Annotated in this window: 19 protein-coding genes; 11 read left to right on the top strand and 8 right to left on the bottom strand. The window is 68.6% G+C overall.

From position 1 onward, the window contains the following. Positions 1-39 precede the first annotated feature (39 nt). The 3 genes from rpmG (at position 40) to AX750_RS21305 (ending at position 1005) form a co-directional block, all read left to right on the top strand. Positions 40-207: a 50S ribosomal protein L33 gene (gene rpmG, locus AX750_RS21315; protein ID WP_066716495.1), complete on the top strand. Its 168-nt coding sequence runs from the start codon at positions 40-42 to the stop codon at positions 205-207. Positions 208-358: 151 nt separating this feature from the next. Further along, positions 359-592 (top strand): BrnA antitoxin family protein, encoded by a 234-nt coding sequence (locus AX750_RS21310; protein ID WP_066716498.1) that lies wholly within the window; start codon positions 359-361, stop codon positions 590-592. Between the two features lie 212 nt (positions 593-804). Then, positions 805-1005 (top strand): hypothetical protein, encoded by a 201-nt coding sequence (locus tag AX750_RS21305; RefSeq protein ID WP_066716511.1) that lies wholly within the window; start codon positions 805-807, stop codon positions 1003-1005. A gap of 246 nt (positions 1006-1251) precedes the next feature. On the opposite strand, the gene AX750_RS21300 is transcribed toward AX750_RS21305, so the two are convergent. Further along, positions 1252-2628 (bottom strand): PleD family two-component system response regulator, encoded by a 1377-nt coding sequence (locus AX750_RS21300; protein ID WP_066716514.1) that lies wholly within the window; start codon positions 2626-2628, stop codon positions 1252-1254. A gap of 18 nt (positions 2629-2646) precedes the next feature. Continuing rightward, on the bottom strand, positions 2647-3018 hold the full coding sequence (locus AX750_RS21295; protein ID WP_066716603.1) for a response regulator: 372 nt from the start codon (positions 3016-3018) through the stop codon (positions 2647-2649). A 144-nt stretch (positions 3019-3162) separates the two neighbouring features. Between AX750_RS21295 and AX750_RS21290 the strand changes: the two genes are divergently transcribed. Next, a complete protein-coding gene (locus AX750_RS21290) occupies positions 3163-3453 on the top strand; it encodes a DUF3572 domain-containing protein (RefSeq protein WP_066716517.1) in 291 nt (96 codons plus the stop codon). 32 nt (positions 3454-3485) lie between these two features. After that, a complete protein-coding gene (locus AX750_RS21285; RefSeq protein WP_156446407.1) occupies positions 3486-4808 on the top strand; it encodes a DNA polymerase IV in 1323 nt (440 codons plus the stop codon). Here AX750_RS21285 and AX750_RS21280 read toward each other — a convergent pair. Next, complete coding sequence (locus AX750_RS21280; protein ID WP_066716522.1) at positions 4765-5601, bottom strand: cell envelope integrity EipB family protein; 837 nt, start codon at positions 5599-5601, stop codon at positions 4765-4767. The two genes, AX750_RS21285 and AX750_RS21280, sit on opposite strands and share 44 nt — an antisense overlap. Before the next feature lie 248 nt (positions 5602-5849). On the opposite strand from AX750_RS21280, the gene AX750_RS21275 reads away from it, so the two are divergent. The 5 genes from AX750_RS21275 to AX750_RS21255 are packed head-to-tail and all read left to right on the top strand — an operon-like array spanning position 5850 to position 9595. Next, a complete protein-coding gene (locus AX750_RS21275; protein WP_066716524.1) occupies positions 5850-6323 on the top strand; it encodes a RidA family protein in 474 nt (157 codons plus the stop codon). Continuing rightward, on the top strand, positions 6323-7099 hold the full coding sequence (locus AX750_RS21270; protein ID WP_066716525.1) for a glycerophosphodiester phosphodiesterase family protein: 777 nt from the start codon (positions 6323-6325) through the stop codon (positions 7097-7099). The genes AX750_RS21275 and AX750_RS21270 overlap by 1 nt, the downstream gene beginning before the upstream one ends. Positions 7100-7143: 44 nt before the next feature. Beyond that, positions 7144-8307, top strand: a complete 1164-nt coding sequence (locus AX750_RS21265) for a GNAT family N-acetyltransferase (RefSeq protein ID WP_245282488.1) — start codon at positions 7144-7146, stop codon at positions 8305-8307. Then, entirely contained in the window at positions 8300-9109 is an 810-nt protein-coding gene (locus AX750_RS21260; protein ID WP_066716537.1) for a hypothetical protein, read from the top strand. The genes AX750_RS21265 and AX750_RS21260 overlap by 8 nt, the downstream gene beginning before the upstream one ends. A 57-nt stretch (positions 9110-9166) precedes the next feature. Beyond that, positions 9167-9595: an HIT domain-containing protein gene (locus AX750_RS21255; RefSeq protein ID WP_066716540.1), complete on the top strand. Its 429-nt coding sequence runs from the start codon at positions 9167-9169 to the stop codon at positions 9593-9595. 9 nt (positions 9596-9604) lie between these two features. Here AX750_RS21255 and AX750_RS21250 read toward each other — a convergent pair whose 3' ends face one another. The 5 genes from AX750_RS21250 to clpS all read right to left on the bottom strand — a co-directional run bounded on the left by AX750_RS21250 (position 9605) and on the right by clpS (position 14085). Beyond that, positions 9605-9979, bottom strand: a complete 375-nt coding sequence (locus AX750_RS21250; protein WP_066716542.1) for an AzlD domain-containing protein — start codon at positions 9977-9979, stop codon at positions 9605-9607. Then, positions 9976-10698: an AzlC family ABC transporter permease gene (locus AX750_RS21245; protein WP_066716544.1), complete on the bottom strand. Its 723-nt coding sequence runs from the start codon at positions 10696-10698 to the stop codon at positions 9976-9978. The genes AX750_RS21250 and AX750_RS21245 overlap by 4 nt, the downstream gene beginning before the upstream one ends. Positions 10699-10859: 161 nt before the next feature. Continuing rightward, entirely contained in the window at positions 10860-11135 is a 276-nt protein-coding gene (locus AX750_RS21240; protein WP_066716547.1) for a hypothetical protein, read from the bottom strand. Between the two features lie 7 nt (positions 11136-11142). Next, positions 11143-13695 (bottom strand): ATP-dependent Clp protease ATP-binding subunit ClpA, encoded by a 2553-nt coding sequence (gene clpA / locus AX750_RS21235; RefSeq protein WP_066716550.1) that lies wholly within the window; start codon positions 13693-13695, stop codon positions 11143-11145. Between the two features lie 48 nt (positions 13696-13743). Next, positions 13744-14085, bottom strand: a complete 342-nt coding sequence (gene clpS, locus AX750_RS21230; RefSeq protein WP_066716606.1) for an ATP-dependent Clp protease adapter ClpS — start codon at positions 14083-14085, stop codon at positions 13744-13746. A 278-nt stretch (positions 14086-14363) separates the two neighbouring features. On the opposite strand from clpS, the gene kdsA reads away from it, so the two are divergent. Continuing rightward, entirely contained in the window at positions 14364-15236 is an 873-nt protein-coding gene (gene kdsA, locus AX750_RS21225) for a 3-deoxy-8-phosphooctulonate synthase (RefSeq protein ID WP_066716559.1), read from the top strand. The last annotated feature ends 42 nt before the right edge of the window (positions 15237-15278 follow it).

Raw genomic sequence — 15278 nt, 5'->3', positions numbered from 1 at the left:
CGTGGGCCTCACCGCCCCGCATGGTTCGAGGATATCCCCATGGCCAAGGCCGTGACCATCAAGATCAAGCTGCTTTCGACCGCCGACACCGGCTTCTTCTACGTGACGAAGAAGAACTCGCGCACGATGACCGAGAAGATGTCGAAGAAGAAGTACGACCCGATCGCGCGCAAGCACGTCGAGTTCAAGGAGACCAAGATCAAGTGAGGCTTTGGCCCCACTGAGATCGGTCTTTCACGAAAACCGCCCCTTCCGGGCGGTTTTTTTGTTGCGCCCGACCTGTCGCCCTCCATGGCCGCGGCCTTCCCTCGTCGCCCAGCGGCCCCTGAAAGATGTCTGCGCCAAAGGATCTCGCGCCATGAGCAACGATCGGCCACGCCGCCCCCTCAGCGCGCGCGACAAGGCGGAAGCCCTGTTCGCCGCCCCGAAGCCACCGGCGCCCGAGCCCGTGACACAGCGGACCGCCCTGCCCGGTGCGCGCGAACTGGTCTCGCTGCGCATCGACAGCGATGTGCTCGAACATTTCCAGATCGACGGACCCGGCTGGCAGGATCGCATCAACGCGGCGCTGCGGCGCGCGACCGGGCTCTGAGATCCCCTCCCCGCCGGGCGCCGGACGTCATCGGCGCGAGGCTAAGCATGCCGACAGACATCTGAAGGCGGTTTTTGGGCGGCTGCGGCGCAATTGTCACGCCACGGAACGCAGAATGATGTCACGCTGGCGATCGGTCGGGGGCGACGACCATCTGCGCTGGCGGCGCGCGCTGCGCAGGGTTCGTCCCTTGGTTACCGGAAGATCGACCCGTGAACGCCGCAGATCCCGATCCCGCCCCCCGCAGCACGCCGCATGGCGCCGGGCGTCGCCTGCTCAAGCTGCTCGTCGAAATCGATTCCTCGCGCTTCCTCGGCAACCGCGTCGTCGCGGCGGTCGCGCTCGTCGCCATCCTCGCGATCTTCGCCGGGCTCGGTTATGTCGTGCCGGCCGTGCTTTCCCAGTATTTCTGAAGCGGGAAAGAGGTGGCCGGCCGGCGGCGGTTCTGAGGAGGCCAGAATGTCCGCAACCGACCGGCCGAGCCCTCCGGGATCCCAGGAGATGCGGCGGACCTGAGAGCCGAGGGGCGTGGCGAGGCAGCGCATGACGCTGCGTCGCACAACACTTGCCGCCGGAGCGCAGCCGAATCAACAGCCGGACCGCGATTCACCAATCTTTGTCGGGGCTTAACCTTACCTGATAACCAGATCCGCCGCGTTTCAGGCGGCGTTGGCCGCGATGACGCGGTTCCGGCCGTTCGCCTTGGCCAGATAGAGCGCGTCGTCCGCGCGCTTCATGATCTCGGCGGGCGAGGCATCGCCGGCACGCCGGCTCGAGACGCCGATCGACACGGTCACGGGAATCGTGCGGGTCGCACCCTGGATGCCGAAGGGCTCGGAGACCACGCGCTCGCGGATGCGCTCGGCCACCGCATAGGCGGCGTCCAGCGCGGTATCCGGCAGCACGACGACGATCTCCTCGCCGCCCATGCGGGCGACCAGGTCGATGCCGCGGGTGCAGGCGCGCACGCGGTCGGCGAATTCGCGCAGCACCTCGTCGCCGGCATCGTGGCCGTAGCTGTCGTTGACGCTCTTGAAGTGGTCGATGTCGAGCACGAGCAGCGCCAGCGAGCGAGCGCGCAGCGCGGACTCGTCGAAGAGCGCCGCCATGCGCGTATCCATGTAGCGGCGGTTATGCAGCCCGGTGAGCTGATCCATCACCGCCATTTCCATCGAGGTCTGCACGCTGTCGCGCAGTTTCTCGGTGAAGCGCTTGCGGCGCACCTGGGTGCGGACGCGCGCCAGCAGCTCGTTGCGATCGATCGGCCGGATCAGGAAGTCATGCGCACCGATCTCGAGGCCGCGCAGGATACGGGTGCGGTCCTCCGCCTCGCCCATCATCAGCACGGAGACGTTGCGGGTGCGCTCCAGCGAGCGCAGCTGGCTGCACAGGCGCAGCCCGTCGAAACCCTGCAGGTCGAGGCTGACCAGCACGCTGTCGAATTCGCCCTCGACCGCCCGCAGCAGCGCCTGCTGCGGATCCGGCTCGGTTTCCACGACATGGAAGGCCGAGAGCGCGCTTTCGAGCCGCTCGATCACGCGCGGCCGGTCCTCGATGATCAGGATGCGGCCGTTCAGCCCGGTTTCGGAGGCGGCGGCGGCGAGCGGATCGGCAATGCCAAGGCGGCGCGAGGCGAGTGCCCGGTTGCGCAGCTCGTCCGTCATCGACTTCAGCCGTACAAGGCTGCGCACGCGGGCGAAGAGCGCGGTGTCGTCGAGCGGCTTGGTCAGGAAGTCGTCGGCGCCGGCATCCAGCCCCTTGAGCCGATCGCCCGGCTGGTCGAGCGCGGTGACCATCACGACCGGGATATGCGCCGTGATCGCCTCGCTCTTGAGGCGGCGGCAGACGTCGAAGCCGTTCATGCCCGGCATCATCACGTCGAGCAGCACGATGTCGGCCTCGCCGCGCTCGCAGATCGCGATGGCATCGGGGCCGTTCAGTGCCGTGACGACGTCGAAATATTCCGAGGAGAGCTTCGCCTCGAGCAGCTTCACGTTGGTGATGATGTCGTCGACGACCAGAACGCGCGCTGACATGGGAAGCCCCTCGAACGTTCAGGCCGCGCCGGCATAGGCGCGGACGGTCTCCAGGAATTTCGCGACGGAAATCGGCTTGGAGAGATAGGCCTCGCAGCCGCCCTCCCGGATGCGCTCCTCGTCGCCCTTCATCGCGAAGGCCGTGACCGCGATCACGGGAATCGCCTTGAGGTCGTCGTCCTCCTTGATCCATTTGGTGACCTCGAGCCCCGAGACCTCGGGCAGCTGGATGTCCATCAGGATCAGGTCGGGACGATGCGTGCGCGCGAGCTCGATCGCCTCGATACCATCGGCGGTCTTCAGCGTCGCATAGCCATGCGCCTCGAGGAGATCGTTGAAGAGCTTCATGTTGAGCTCGTTATCCTCGACGATCAGAACCGTCTTCATGATGCCGCCCTTCCTTTGCGCCGCGGACCGGGGGCCGATCCCGATTGCCCAAGCTGGCAGCCTCGTTCCATGATCACTGCCTAGCATGTAAGCCGTTGACGAAACGCAAATCCCCCGACCAATTCCGGCAGGAGCCTTCCGACAGCCATGGCGAGCCCCCCGAGCCAAGACGACGCCGAGATGCTGGCCCTGCGCGCGCTGGGATTTCTCGCCGCCGAGCCCGAGCGGCTCGAGCCCTTCCTGGCCACGACGGGGCTGGGCCCGGCGACATTGCGCGCCGCCGCGGGCGACCCCGGCTTCCTGGCGGCGGTGCTGGACCATGTCGGCGGCAGCGATTCGCTGCTGCTCGAATTCGCCGCCAATGCGGGGGTAAACCCGGAAGCGGTGGCGCGGGCCCGGGAGCGTCTGGGCGGGCCACCCGCCGGCGACTTCGCTTGACCGCGCCGTCGCGGGGCCTGGCGCGGCGCGTCCTGTGCCGCGACTGCCTGCGCGACCATGACGGCGACGAGGCCGAGCCGCGGCGCTGCCCCGCCTGCGGCTCGCCGCGCCTGCTGCGCCACCCCGAGCGCGACAGTCTCAGCCTCGCCCATATCGATTGCGACGCTTTCTATGCGGCGGTGGAAAAGCGTGACGATCCCTCGCTGATCGACAAGCCGGTGATCATCGGTGGCGGCAAGCGCGGCGTCGTCTCGACCGCCTGCTACATCGCGCGGACCTATGGCGTCCGCTCGGCCATGCCGATGTTCAAGGCGTTGAAGGCCTGCCCCGAAGCGGTGGTGGTGAAGCCCGACATGGCGAAATACGTCGCGGTCGGCCGGCAGGTGCGCCGGCTGATGCAGGAGCTCACGCCGCTGGTCGAGCCCATCTCGATCGACGAGGCCTTTCTCGACCTCGCGGGGACCGAGCTGCTGCACCATGCCAGCCCGGCCGTGACCCTGGCGCGCTTCGCCCGGCGCATCGAACAGGAGATCGGCATCACCGTCTCGGTCGGCCTGTCCTATGCGAAGTTCCTGGCCAAGGTCGCCTCCGACATGGACAAGCCGCGCGGCTTCTCGGTGATCGGGCGGGCGGAAGCGGTCTCCTTCCTCGCCTCCAAGCCGGTCGGCCTGATTCCGGGCATCGGCCAGGCGAGCGCGGCAAAGCTGGCTGGAGCCGGGTTCAGGCTGATCGGGGACCTGCGCGAGGCGCCGGTCGACAAGCTGTTCCGGCTGGCGGGCAAGGACGGGCCTCGGCTGAAGAATCTCGCCAACGGCATCGACCCGCGCCGCGTCACGCCGGAGCGCGAGACGAAGAGCGTCTCCAGCGAGACCACGCTCGATGTCGATCTCTCGCGCTTCGAGGAGCTGGAGCCCGTGCTGTGGCGCCTGTGTGAGAAGACCTCGAAGCGCCTGAAGCATCAGGAGCTGGCCGGACGGACGATCACGCTGAAGCTGAAGACCGCGGATTTCCACTCCATCACGCGGGCGACGCGGCTGCCCGAGCCGACGCAGCTCGCCGCGCGGCTCTTCGCGGCCGGGCGCGAGCTGCTGCGGCGCGAATGCACCGGCCCGCGCTACCGGCTGATCGGGATCGGGGCGAGCGACCTGACCGGCCCGGAAGATGCCGACCATGGCGACCTCGCCGATGTCGCGACGCCGCGGCTGAAGGCCATGGAGGGCGCGCTCGATGCGCTGCGGGCCCGCTTCGGCGACGCCGCCATCGGCAAGGGGCTGAGCCTGCGCCTGCCGCAGCGGGCCGGGGGCGAGAGCGCTATTTCGCGCAATCCGCCTGAGGCAGAAGATCCAGACGCGTGAGCGTGCCGCGCAGGGCGAAGCTGCCATAGTCGAGCCGGACCGCGCCGGTGACGCCGTTCTCGTACAGCTCGAAGGAGATGGTATAGCTCGGCGTCGTCTCGCCCGAGCCGACCTTGAAATAGGACATGGTCACGGGCCAACGGGCGAGCTTCTCGAACTCCGGCCGCTGCAGCGGTTCTTCCGTCGGCTTGCTGTCCAGCTTGCGGCCGATGACGGACAGCGTCTCGTAGACGTCCTTGCCGCCATTGGCGCCGTCATAGAGCCGGACGTTCAGGGTGTTGCGACCCTCGCGCGCCGCCTGGATGACGGCCTTCATCTGCGCGTTGGGAAACAGCGCTGCCACCGGCTCGCGATGAGTCTCGGGTTTGGGCGCCGTGAGCTTGACCTCATAGCCCTCCCCGGTGCGGGTGGCCGTGCCGTCGACGATTTCCTTCGGCGTGCCACTGGCGGAGCTTTCGGTCTTGAAGCGATAGCTCGCGCCGTCGCCGGCCTCGAAGCTGGTTGTTCGCGCATCGATCAGGCGCGGGCCGCCCTCGCCGCTCTGCAGCTGCGTCACCTGGCGGAAGGAGAGCGCATAGCCCTCGCAGGCATCGCCGGTGAAGTCGAAGGCGATGCGTCCGCGGGCCGAGTCGACGTTCTTGGCCGCCTTGCCGGCGTCGAGAACCAGATCGTAGACCGCGCGATGCGGCGCCAGAACGACACGCTCAGTAGGGCTCGGCTGGGCTGCCGCCGCGCCGCTCCAGAGCGCCGCGACTGCGAGAAATCCCGTGAGGCCTGCTGCGTTCGTCGTCATGGTCGCGCCGCTTCCTGTGCTGAACACTCTCGAAGCTAGGTGCATTGCCGCAATGGCGCAAACAAGGCGGTCAGCGCGCGAGAGGCGGCCGCGTCGCGCGCGGCGGGCGGCCGGATGGCGCATGGCCTCGCGCTTGCGGGCGGGCCGGGCATCGGCCATGAAGGGAGGCCCTCGCCCGGCTCGTGTTTTCGTCGCGCCGCCTCGCGCCGGGCCCGCTTCACATCAGCCGCTCCGGTGGAGTTTTTCCGATGAATGCCGTCGATACCAAGCTCGCCGAACTCGGCATCACCCTGCCCACGCCGGCCGCGCCGATCGCGAACTACGTACCGGCTGTCATCACCGGCAACCTGCTGGTGATCTCCGGCCAGCTCTGCTTCGGCCTCGACGGCAAGCTCTCCGACAAGCACAAGGGCAAGCTCGGCGTCGAGATCTTCAACGAGGCCGGTCTCGAGGCGGCGCGGCTCTGCGCCATCAACGTGCTCGCCCAGGCCAAGGCGGCACTGAACGGCGATCTCAGCCGGATCACGCGCTGCGTCCGCCTCGGCGGCTTCATCAACGCCGCGCCGCATTTCGCCGCCCTGCCCGCGATCATGAACGGCGCGTCGGACCTGATGGTGGAGGTTCTGGGCGACAAGGGGCGCCATGCCCGCTCGACGATCGGCGTCGCCCAGTTGCCGGCCGATGCGGCGGTCGAGGTCGAGGCGATGTTCGAGATCGCCTGATGCGCGGCCCTCTCCTTGGCGGAACCCGCCCCGATCTCGGCTGGCTGATCGCCCGCCCGATCGCCCATCGCGGGCTGCACGACGCCGCCGCCGGCGTGATCGAGAACAGCGGCCCGGCGGCTGAGGCGGCCATCGCCCACGGCTTCGGCATCGAATGCGACGTCCAGCTCAGCGCCGACGGCGAGGCGATGGTGTTCCATGACTTCGTGCTGGACCGGCTGACCGAGCGCCAGGGCGCGGTTTCGGCGCAGACGGCGCAGGCGCTCGCCGCCATCCCGTTGCGCGGCAGCGGAGCGCCGATCCCGACGCTCTCCGGCTTCCTCGACCTGATCGGCGGGCGCGTGCCCCTCGTCATCGAGATCAAGAGCCGCTTCGACGGCGATCTGCGCCTGACGCGGCGCGCGGCCGAGATCGTCGCCGGCCGCGCCGGCCAACCGATCGTGTTCAAATCCTTCGATCCCGAGATCGTCGCCGCGCTGCGCGAGATCGCGCCAGCCGTCCCGCGCGGGATCGTCGCGATGAACGACTATTCCTATCCGGATTATGCCCATCTCGATGCCGGAACGCGCCGCGCCATGGCCAATCTGCTGCATTTCGAGCGAAGCCGGCCGGATTTCCTCTCCTGGAAGGTGGTGGATCTCGACAGCGCGGCCCCCTATCTCTGCCGCAATGTCGTCGGCATGCCGCTGATGAGCTGGACGGTGCGCACGCCGGAGGATCGGGAGAAGGCCTCGCGCCTCGCCGACCAGATGGTGTTCGAGGGCTTCACGCCTTGAGCGAGAGCGGGGCCGGCGACCTCAGGGTACGCGTCGCGACCTCGCTGAAGGCGGTTCCGGCCGCAGCCTGGGATGCCTGCGCCCATCCCGCTCCTCCGGACGGACTGCCGAGCGGGCTCGACCGCGAAAACCCGTTCATTTCGTACGCGTTCCTGCGCGCGCTCGAGGAAAGCGGCTGCGTCGGCGGTCGCTCGGGCTGGTCGCCGGCCTATCTCCTCGTCGAGGACGGCGAGGACCGGCTGCTCGCCGCCGCGCCGAGCTTTCTGAAGAGCCACAGCCAGGGCGAATACGTCTTCGACCACAGCTGGGCCGACGCCTATCAGCGCGCGGGCGGGCGTTATTACCCGAAGATCCAGGTCGCGGCGCCCTTCACGCCCGCCACCGGCCCGCGGCTGCTGGTCGCGCCGGGGCCGCGGGCGGACGAGGCCCGCGCCGGGCTGATCGCCGGGCTGGAGGCTCTGTGCGAGCAGACCGAGGCGTCTTCCGTCCATGTCACCTTCGCGCAGGAGCCGGATGTCATGGCCCTGCGGGAGGCCGGCTATCTCGAGCGGCACGATCTCCAGTTCCACTGGTTCAACGAGGGCTTCGGCTCTTACGACGACTTCCTGGCGACGCTCGCCTCGCGCAAACGCAAGGCGCTGAAGCGGGAACGCCGCGAGGCGCTGGCGGCGGGGATCAGCGTCGAGGTGCTCAGCGGCAGCGACCTGACCGAGACGGTCTGGGATGATTTCCACGCCTTCTACGAGGACACCGGCTCGCGCAAATGGGGGCGCCCCTATCTGAACCGCGCCTTCTTCTCCTGCGTCGGCGCGGCGATGGGCGAGCGGATCGTTCTGGTGATGGCGAAGCGCGCCGGGCGCTACATCGCTGGCGCGATCAATTTCCGCGGCGCCGACACGCTCTATGGCCGCAACTGGGGCTGCATCGAGGACCACCCCTTCCTGCATTTCGAGATCTGCTACCATCAGGCCATCGACTATGCGATCGCGAACGGGCTCGCCCGCGTCGAGGCCGGTGCCCAGGGCGAGCACAAGCTCGCGCGCGGATACCGCCCCGTGGTGACGCGCTCGCTGCACCATCTCGCCGATCCGGGCCTGAAGCGCGCCGTCGCGCATTACCTGCCCCGCGAGCGGGCTCAGATCGCGGAAGCCCAGGCGGCGCTCGCGGCCGAGAGCCCGTTCCGCAAGACCGGGGATCACGATGGCTGACCGGCAGGCTCACCCGGCAACGGCCGGGCCGACCTTCTGTACCGATGGCGAACTGGGCTACCGCCGCAGCCTGAGCGATTTCCAGAGCGAGCCGCTGCTTCTGGACGAGTCCTACCGGCTGGCGCATCTGCCGCTGGTGGCGCCCGATCATCCCCGCGTCATTCCCCGGCAGGAGGGGCGCGCGTATGAGATGGGCCGGCATCCGCCGGTGTTTTCGCTCGTCCTGCCGATCGATGGCGCGCGGCTCGCGGCTTCCGAGCCGTTCCAGCGGCTCGACGCGCAGATGCGCGCGGCGCCCTTCGCCCCCAAGATCGCCTGGGACATCCTGCCGCGACGCGCGGGACGGCTGCATGCGACGCTGTGCGGCACGCTCGCCACCGGCGACGCGCCGGTGATCTCGGACAGCGCCCGCCGCGCCCTCGCCCGGATCGAGCCCTTCGCGGTGGATCTGCGCGGGCCCTTCTCGGGCAATGTCAATCGCGGGCGGTTCTATCTGCGGGTCTATCCGGAGAAGCGGCGCGGGCTGAACCCGATCCATGAGGTCCAGGCCGCTTTCGGGCGCCCGCCGGGCGGTCTCTATCTCGTCGGGCTCTACAACCTGACCGAGGATCTCGACGCGGGCGAGACGGCGGCGCTGGCGGAGATCGTGGCGCGCTGGTGGGACGTCTCGCTGCTGCGCTTCGAGGTGACCGACCTCTGGGTGCTCGGCGCCAGCGACGATCTCGTGCTCGAGTCGCAGATCAGCGAGACCCTGTCATTGGGCGCCGACGAGCGTCCCCCTCCCCAGGCGCTCCGGCCTTGACGCCGACGGCCCGCCCCCACAGGCTGACGCCTTGTTTCAACGCCGTCCGGATGCTCCATGACCGCTTACGACACCGACAACGTCTTCGCCCGGATCCTGCGCGGCGAGCTGCCCTCCCACACCGTCTATGAGGACGAGGCGACGGTCGCGATCATGGACATCATGCCGCGTGCCGACGGGCATGTGCTGGTGCTGCCCAAGGCGGCCTGCCGCAATGTGCTGGACGCGCCGTCCGAGGCGCTGCAGGCCGTGGCGCTGACGACGCAGCGCATGGCGCGCGCGGTGAAGGCCGCCTTCGCCGCCGACGGCGTGACGATCCAGCAGTTCAACGAGGCGGCCGGCGGGCAGGTCGTTTTCCACCTGCATGTCCATGTCATGCCGCGTCACGACGGCGTGGCGCTGCGTCCGCATACGGGCGCCATGGCGGATGCCGAAGTGCTCAAGGCGAATGCGGAGAAGATCCGGTCGGCGCTGTCGGCGCGCTGAGCGGCCGGGTCACAGCGCCAGCAGCACATAGGCGCCGCCGATCAGCGTCGCCTCGCCCGCCAGCACCGCGAGCAGGACCCGGCGGCGGTCGAACAGCATGATCGCGAGCGTGACCGAGAGCGCGCCGACCCGCAGCGCGAGCGGCACGGCGGCCAGCGCCCCCGGCGGCGCGACGATCAGCTTGGCGACGATGCCGGCGAGCAGCGCCGTCGCCACCGCCCTCACCCATTCGAGCGCGGGCGAGTCGGCGTCGATCCGGCGCGAGAAGGCCACGGCGAGCCAGCGCCAGATCTCGGTCGGCAGCACCGCGAAGAGGATGAGGGCGAGATAGGGCCACCACGGCCCGTCTAGCCAGGCAATCGGCTGCGTGATCGTCCCGGTCATGGCGCCGCCCGCTTCGGCCGCAGGGCGAAAGCGATCGTACCCGCGATCAGCCCGGCGACGATGAGATCGAAGCCGCCGCCGATAAAGCGGTCGCAGATCGGCGCCAGCGCGAGACCGAGAACGATGGCGGCGGCGTCGCCGCGGTGGCGCAGCCCCGCCGTGAGCGAGGCGAGAAAGAAGATCGGCGTCAGGCAGAGCAGGCCGGCGGCGAAGGGGATCGGCAGGGCGCCGATCAGATAGTAGCCGAGGAAGGTGCCGACCGAGCTCGTCGCCATGCAGGTGTTGGCAAAGCCGAGGAAATAGGCGACGCGCTGGGCCGGCGGCACATGCGGCAAGCGGCGCAGCCCTTCCGTCCAGGCCGTCACCGCGACGTAATGCGCGAGGAGGAGCTGCATCCAGACACCCTGCCCCGGGCGGCGCAGCAAGGGCAGGATCGCCACCGTCATCGGCAGGAAGCGCAGCGAGGCGAAGCCGACCGCGATCGCGATCGCGCTCCAGGCCGCGCCGGCCGCGATCGAGGCGAAGAAGATGACCTGCGAGGGGCCGGCCCAGACCAGCATGGTCGAGAGCACCGCGACCTCGACCGGATAGCCGACATCGCGCGCCAGCGAGCCGATGCCGACCAAGCCGAAGCCGACGACCCAGGCCGGCAGCGACAGCGCATCGCGCATGCCGGCCAGCGCGACGCGCCACCAGCTCCACTCGGCGGATACGGTCATGAGGATGTCAGCACGCAGGCGGCTCGGAGGGCGGGAGATCGGGCCGGCCCCGCTGGCGGGGACGGTACCCGCCTTCTAGACGACCCGGCCCGGCCCGCCGAGCCACTGCGATGAGCAGCGGGGATTGCGCCGGCTGCAGGGGCGCCGGCCACCTGCGCCTCTCAGCGACCGCCCTTCATCACGAACCCGAACAGTTCGTTGCCGAAGTCGATGATTTCCTTCGGGATGCCGCCGATCGCCTGCACGCCGAGATAGATCAGGTAGATGAAGGCGGGGACGAGGATCCAGCCCAGGATCTCCTCGAACACCTTGCGCCGGCGTCGGCGCCGGTCCCGCTTCTCGAACCAGCTCAACTTTTCCTTGCGCGCCGGAGCGGACTGCTCCGGCGCCGGCTCGGCCGCATGAGCCAGCAGCGTATCGGTCTTGCGCCTGAACAACACGGTCTCAAGCCTTGGTCAGCGGGACTTTCGGGACGGTGCGGACCGAACGCTGGGCCTTGGGAGCCTCCGGTCCTTTCCCACCATCGCCCTTGCCGCCACCGTCGCCCTTGCCCGCCTTGCCGGCGGGACCGCTGCGACGCGGCGCAGCGGGAGCCGGCTTGGCGGCGGCGGCCTTGGCACGCGGCTTGCGCTCGCGCTTCTCGGCTGCGGCGGCCACGTCCTTCTCCGGCTTCGGCTTGACCGGGCCGTCGGGGAATTCGAGGCCGAGCACCTTGATGCCGGTTTCGGACTGCACGACCACGACGCGGACCGCGCCGCCATTCTTCAGCCGACCGAACAGCACCTCGTCGGCGAGCGGCGTCTTGATCGTCTGCTGGATCAGGCGGGCCATCGGGCGGGCGCCCATGGCCTCGTCATAGCCGTTCTCGACCAGCCACTCGCGGGCCTCGTCCGACAGCTCGATCGTGACGTTGCGGTCGGCGAGCTGGGCCTCGAGCTGCAGCACAAACTTGTCGACGACCCGGGCGACGACCGTCTTGGGCAGATGGCCGAAGGAGACGACCGCGTCGAGCCGGTTGCGGAATTCCGGCGCGAAGAGCTTGTTGATCGCCTCCGTGTCGTCGCCCTCGCGCTTCTGCCGGGTGAAGCCATAGGCGTTGCGGGCCATGTCGGCGGCGCCGGCATTGGTCGTCATGATCAGGATGACGTTCCTGAAATCGACCTGCTTGCCGTTGTTGTCGGTCAGCTTGCCGTGGTCCATCACCTGCAGGAGGATGTTGAAAAGGTCGGGATGGGCCTTCTCGATCTCGTCGAGCAGCAGCACGCTGTGCGGATGCTGGTCGATCTGGTCGGTCAGGAGCCCGCCCTGGTCGAAGCCGACATAGCCCGGAGGCGCGCCGATCAGCCGCGAGACGGTGTGGCGCTCCATATATTCCGACATGTCGAAGCGGATCAGCTCGACGCCGAGCGAGGTGGCGAGCTGGCGAGCGACCTCGGTCTTGCCGACGCCGGTGGGCCCCGCGAACAGATAGCACCCGATCGGCTTCTCGCCGTCGCGCAGGCCGGCGCGGGCGAGCTTGATCGAGGAGGACAGCGCCTCGATCGCCTTTTCCTGCCCGTAGACGGTGCGCTTCAGCGTCGTCTCGAGATTGCGCAGCACCTCGGCATCGTCCTTGGAGACGGTCTTGGCGGGGATGCGCGCCATGGTAGCGATGGCCGCCTCGATCTCCTTCACGCCGATGGTCTTCTTGCGCTTGTTCTCGGGCACCAGCATCTGCGAGGCGCCGGTCTCGTCGATGACGTCGATCGCCTTGTCCGGCAGCTTCCGGTCATGAATGTAGCGCGCGGACAGCTCCACCGCAGCCTTGATGGCGTCGTTGGTGTAGCGAAGCTTGTGAAACTCCTCGAAATAGGGCTTCAGCCCCTTCAGGATCTCGACCGCATCCGGGATCGAGGGCTCGCTCACGTCGATCTTCTGGAAGCGGCGAACCAGCGCCCGGTCCTTCTCGAAGTACTGGCGGTACTCCTTGTAGGTGGTCGAGCCGATGCAGCGCAGGCTGCCCGAGGCGAGCGCCGGCTTGAGCAGATTCGAGGCGTCCATCGCGCCGCCCGAGGTCGCACCAGCGCCGATCACCGTGTGGATCTCGTCGATGAACATGATCGCCTTGGGATGGGCCTCGATCTCCTTCATCACCTGCTTGAGGCGCTCCTCGAAATCGCCGCGATAGCGGGTGCCGGCGAGCAGCGTGCCCATGTCGAGCGAGAAGACGGTGGCGTCCTCAAGCACCTCGGGCACCTGGCCGCGGGTGATCTTGAGCGCAAGTCCTTCGGCGATGGCAGTCTTGCCGACGCCGGGATCACCGACGAGCAGCGGATTGTTCTTCTGCCGGCGGCAGAGGATCTGGATCGTGCGCTGGACCTCGGCCTCGCGGCCGATCAGCGGGTCGATCCGGCCGTCGCGCGCCTTGCGGTTGAGATTGACGCAATAGGCGTCGAGGGCGCTTTCCTTCTTCTTCTTGTCCTTGTCGGCGTCGTTGCCGGAATCGGCGGCGCGCGAATCCCGCTGCTGCTCGGGCTCCTCCTCGACACCGCGGACAGGCCGCGACTCGCTCGCACCGGGGCGCTTGGCGATGCCGTGGCTGATGTAGTTCACCGCGTCGTAGCGCGTCATGTCCTGCTCCTGCAGGAAGTAGGCGGCATGGCTCTCGCGCTCGGCGAACATGGCGACGAGCACATTGGCGCCGGTCACCTCCTCGCGGCCCGAGGACTGGACATGGATGACGGCGCGCTGGATCACGCGCTGGAAGCCGGCGGTCGGCTTGGAATCGTCGCGCCCGTCGGTGACCAGATTGGCGAGCTCGGCGTCGATATAGTCGACGAGGCTGCGCCGCAGCGTGTCGAGATCGACGCTGCAGGCGCGCATGACCGCAGCCGCGTCCTGGTCGTCGACCAGCGCCAGCAGCAGATGTTCCAGGGTGGCGTATTCGTGGTGGCGCTCATTGGCGAGCGCCAGAGCCCGGTGAAGCGCCTGTTCGAGACTGCGCGAGAAACTCGGCACGGATTGCGCTCCTATTCCGATTCAAGGGGTGCGAACGGACTCAAGACGCTACTTCTTCTCCATCACGCATTGGAGCGGATGCATGTGCTTGCGTGCAAGGTCCATCACGAGGGTCACCTTCGTCTCGGCGACCTCGTAGGTGAAGACGCCGCATTCGCCGACGCCGTTCTGATGCACATGCATCATGATCTGCGTGGCCGCGGCGCGGTCCTTCTGGAAGAACCGCTCGAGGACGTGAACGACGAACTCCATCGGGGTGTAGTCGTCGTTCAGAAGCAGGACCCGATAGAGGTTGGGCTTGCGGGTCCGCGTCCGCGTCAGGACCGCGGTGCCGGCGCCTTCCCGGCCACCATCGGCGGGCGGGCCCGCGCGGCGCGGCCGATCGGCCATCACCAGGGGGGTGCGGGCGGTCACGGGCCAAGCGGGACCGTTTCCGGCGCCCCTGGCAGCCCTCCCCCGCATCGTGCTCGCAGCCGTCGTTCCCAAGATCGATCCCTGTCCTGACCTGACCGACATAATGCGTCGCGACTGAATTTACAGACCTCGCGACTGCTTCGCCAGTGCGTTCGCACGGCAGCCGCGCAGCTGCGGCGTCTCGGCGCGGCGGGTTGACCCGCCGGGGCGGAGGGTCCAAAGCCCGGCGCCTGACAGGACGGGAGACGTCGATCATGACCGCCAACGCCATCGTGACCGTAGGAGCGGATCTCGCCTCACCGGTGCGCTTCGGCAATGCCCTGCCGCTCGCCGTGATCGCCGGCCCCTGCCAGATGGAAAGTCGCGACCACGCGCTGGAAACGGCCTTCGCGCTGAAGGAGATCGCGGAGGAGCTCGGGATCGGGCTCGTCTTCAAGACGTCCTTCGACAAGGCGAACCGGACCAGCGTCAAGGCTGCGCGCGGCATGGGGCTGGAGGCGGCGCTGCCTGTCTTCGCCGAGATCCGCGAGCAGACCGGCCTGCCGGTGCTGACCGACGTCCATGAGGCGAGCCAGTGCGCCGCCGTGGCGGAATGCGTCGATGTGCTGCAGATCCCCGCCTTCCTCTGCCGGCAGACGGACCTGCTGGTGGCGGCGGCCCGGACCGGCCGCGTCGTCAACGTCAAGAAGGGCCAGTTCCTCGCCCCCTGGGACATGGTCAACGTCGCCGCCAAGATCACCGAGAGCGGCAACCCCAATGTCATGGTGACGGAACGGGGCGCCTCCTTCGGCTACAACACGCTCATCTCCGACATGCGCGCCCTGCCGATCATGGCGCAGACGATCGGTGCGCCGGTGATCTTCGACGCCACCCACTCCGTCCAGCAGCCCGGTGGCAAGGGCTCATCGAGCGGCGGGCAGCGCGAATTCGTGCCCGTACTGGCGCGTGCTGCGGTCGCCGTCGGCGTCGCCGGCGTCTTCATCGAGACGCATGAGGACCCCGACAGCGCCCCCAGCGACGGGCCAAACATGGTGCCGCTCTCGGCCTTCCCTGCGCTGATTGCAGAGCTGCAAGGCTTCGATCGACTTGCCAAGGCACGGGCCAAGCCTACGCTGGCTTATGTCTGACACACCGCCCCCGGCGCCGGCCGCCGCGCCGGCTCCCACCCC

The sequence above is a fragment of the Methylobacterium sp. CCH7-A2 genome, from assembly GCF_001557075.1.
GTDB classification, from domain to species: domain Bacteria; phylum Pseudomonadota; class Alphaproteobacteria; order Rhizobiales; family Beijerinckiaceae; genus Allobosea; species Allobosea massiliensis.
The sequence above is the reverse complement of the archived record's forward strand: the minus strand, read 5'-3'. Positions and strand labels throughout refer to the sequence as shown.

What these genes read in the sequence shown, in the direction of transcription:
- rpmG (WP_066716495.1), top strand. Translation starts at nt 40, where the DNA reads ATGGCCAAGGCCGTGACCATCAAGATCAAGCTGCTTTCGACCGCCGAC.
- AX750_RS21310 (WP_066716498.1), top strand. Translation starts at nt 359, where the DNA reads ATGAGCAACGATCGGCCACGCCGCCCCCTCAGCGCGCGCGACAAGGCG.
- AX750_RS21300 (WP_066716514.1), bottom strand. Translation starts at nt 2,628, where the DNA reads ATGTCAGCGCGCGTTCTGGTCGTCGACGACATCATCACCAACGTGAAG.
- AX750_RS21290 (WP_066716517.1), top strand. Translation starts at nt 3,163, where the DNA reads ATGGCGAGCCCCCCGAGCCAAGACGACGCCGAGATGCTGGCCCTGCGC.
- AX750_RS21280 (WP_066716522.1), bottom strand. Translation starts at nt 5,601, where the DNA reads ATGACGACGAACGCAGCAGGCCTCACGGGATTTCTCGCAGTCGCGGCG.
- AX750_RS21275 (WP_066716524.1), top strand. Translation starts at nt 5,850, where the DNA reads ATGAATGCCGTCGATACCAAGCTCGCCGAACTCGGCATCACCCTGCCC.
- AX750_RS21270 (WP_066716525.1), top strand. Translation starts at nt 6,323, where the DNA reads ATGCGCGGCCCTCTCCTTGGCGGAACCCGCCCCGATCTCGGCTGGCTG.
- AX750_RS21260 (WP_066716537.1), top strand. Translation starts at nt 8,300, where the DNA reads ATGGCTGACCGGCAGGCTCACCCGGCAACGGCCGGGCCGACCTTCTGT.
- AX750_RS21255 (WP_066716540.1), top strand. Translation starts at nt 9,167, where the DNA reads ATGACCGCTTACGACACCGACAACGTCTTCGCCCGGATCCTGCGCGGC.
- AX750_RS21250 (WP_066716542.1), bottom strand. Translation starts at nt 9,979, where the DNA reads ATGACCGGGACGATCACGCAGCCGATTGCCTGGCTAGACGGGCCGTGG.
- AX750_RS21245 (WP_066716544.1), bottom strand. Translation starts at nt 10,698, where the DNA reads ATGACCGTATCCGCCGAGTGGAGCTGGTGGCGCGTCGCGCTGGCCGGC.
- clpS (WP_066716606.1), bottom strand. Translation starts at nt 14,085, where the DNA reads ATGGCCGATCGGCCGCGCCGCGCGGGCCCGCCCGCCGATGGTGGCCGG.
- kdsA (WP_066716559.1), top strand. Translation starts at nt 14,364, where the DNA reads ATGACCGCCAACGCCATCGTGACCGTAGGAGCGGATCTCGCCTCACCG.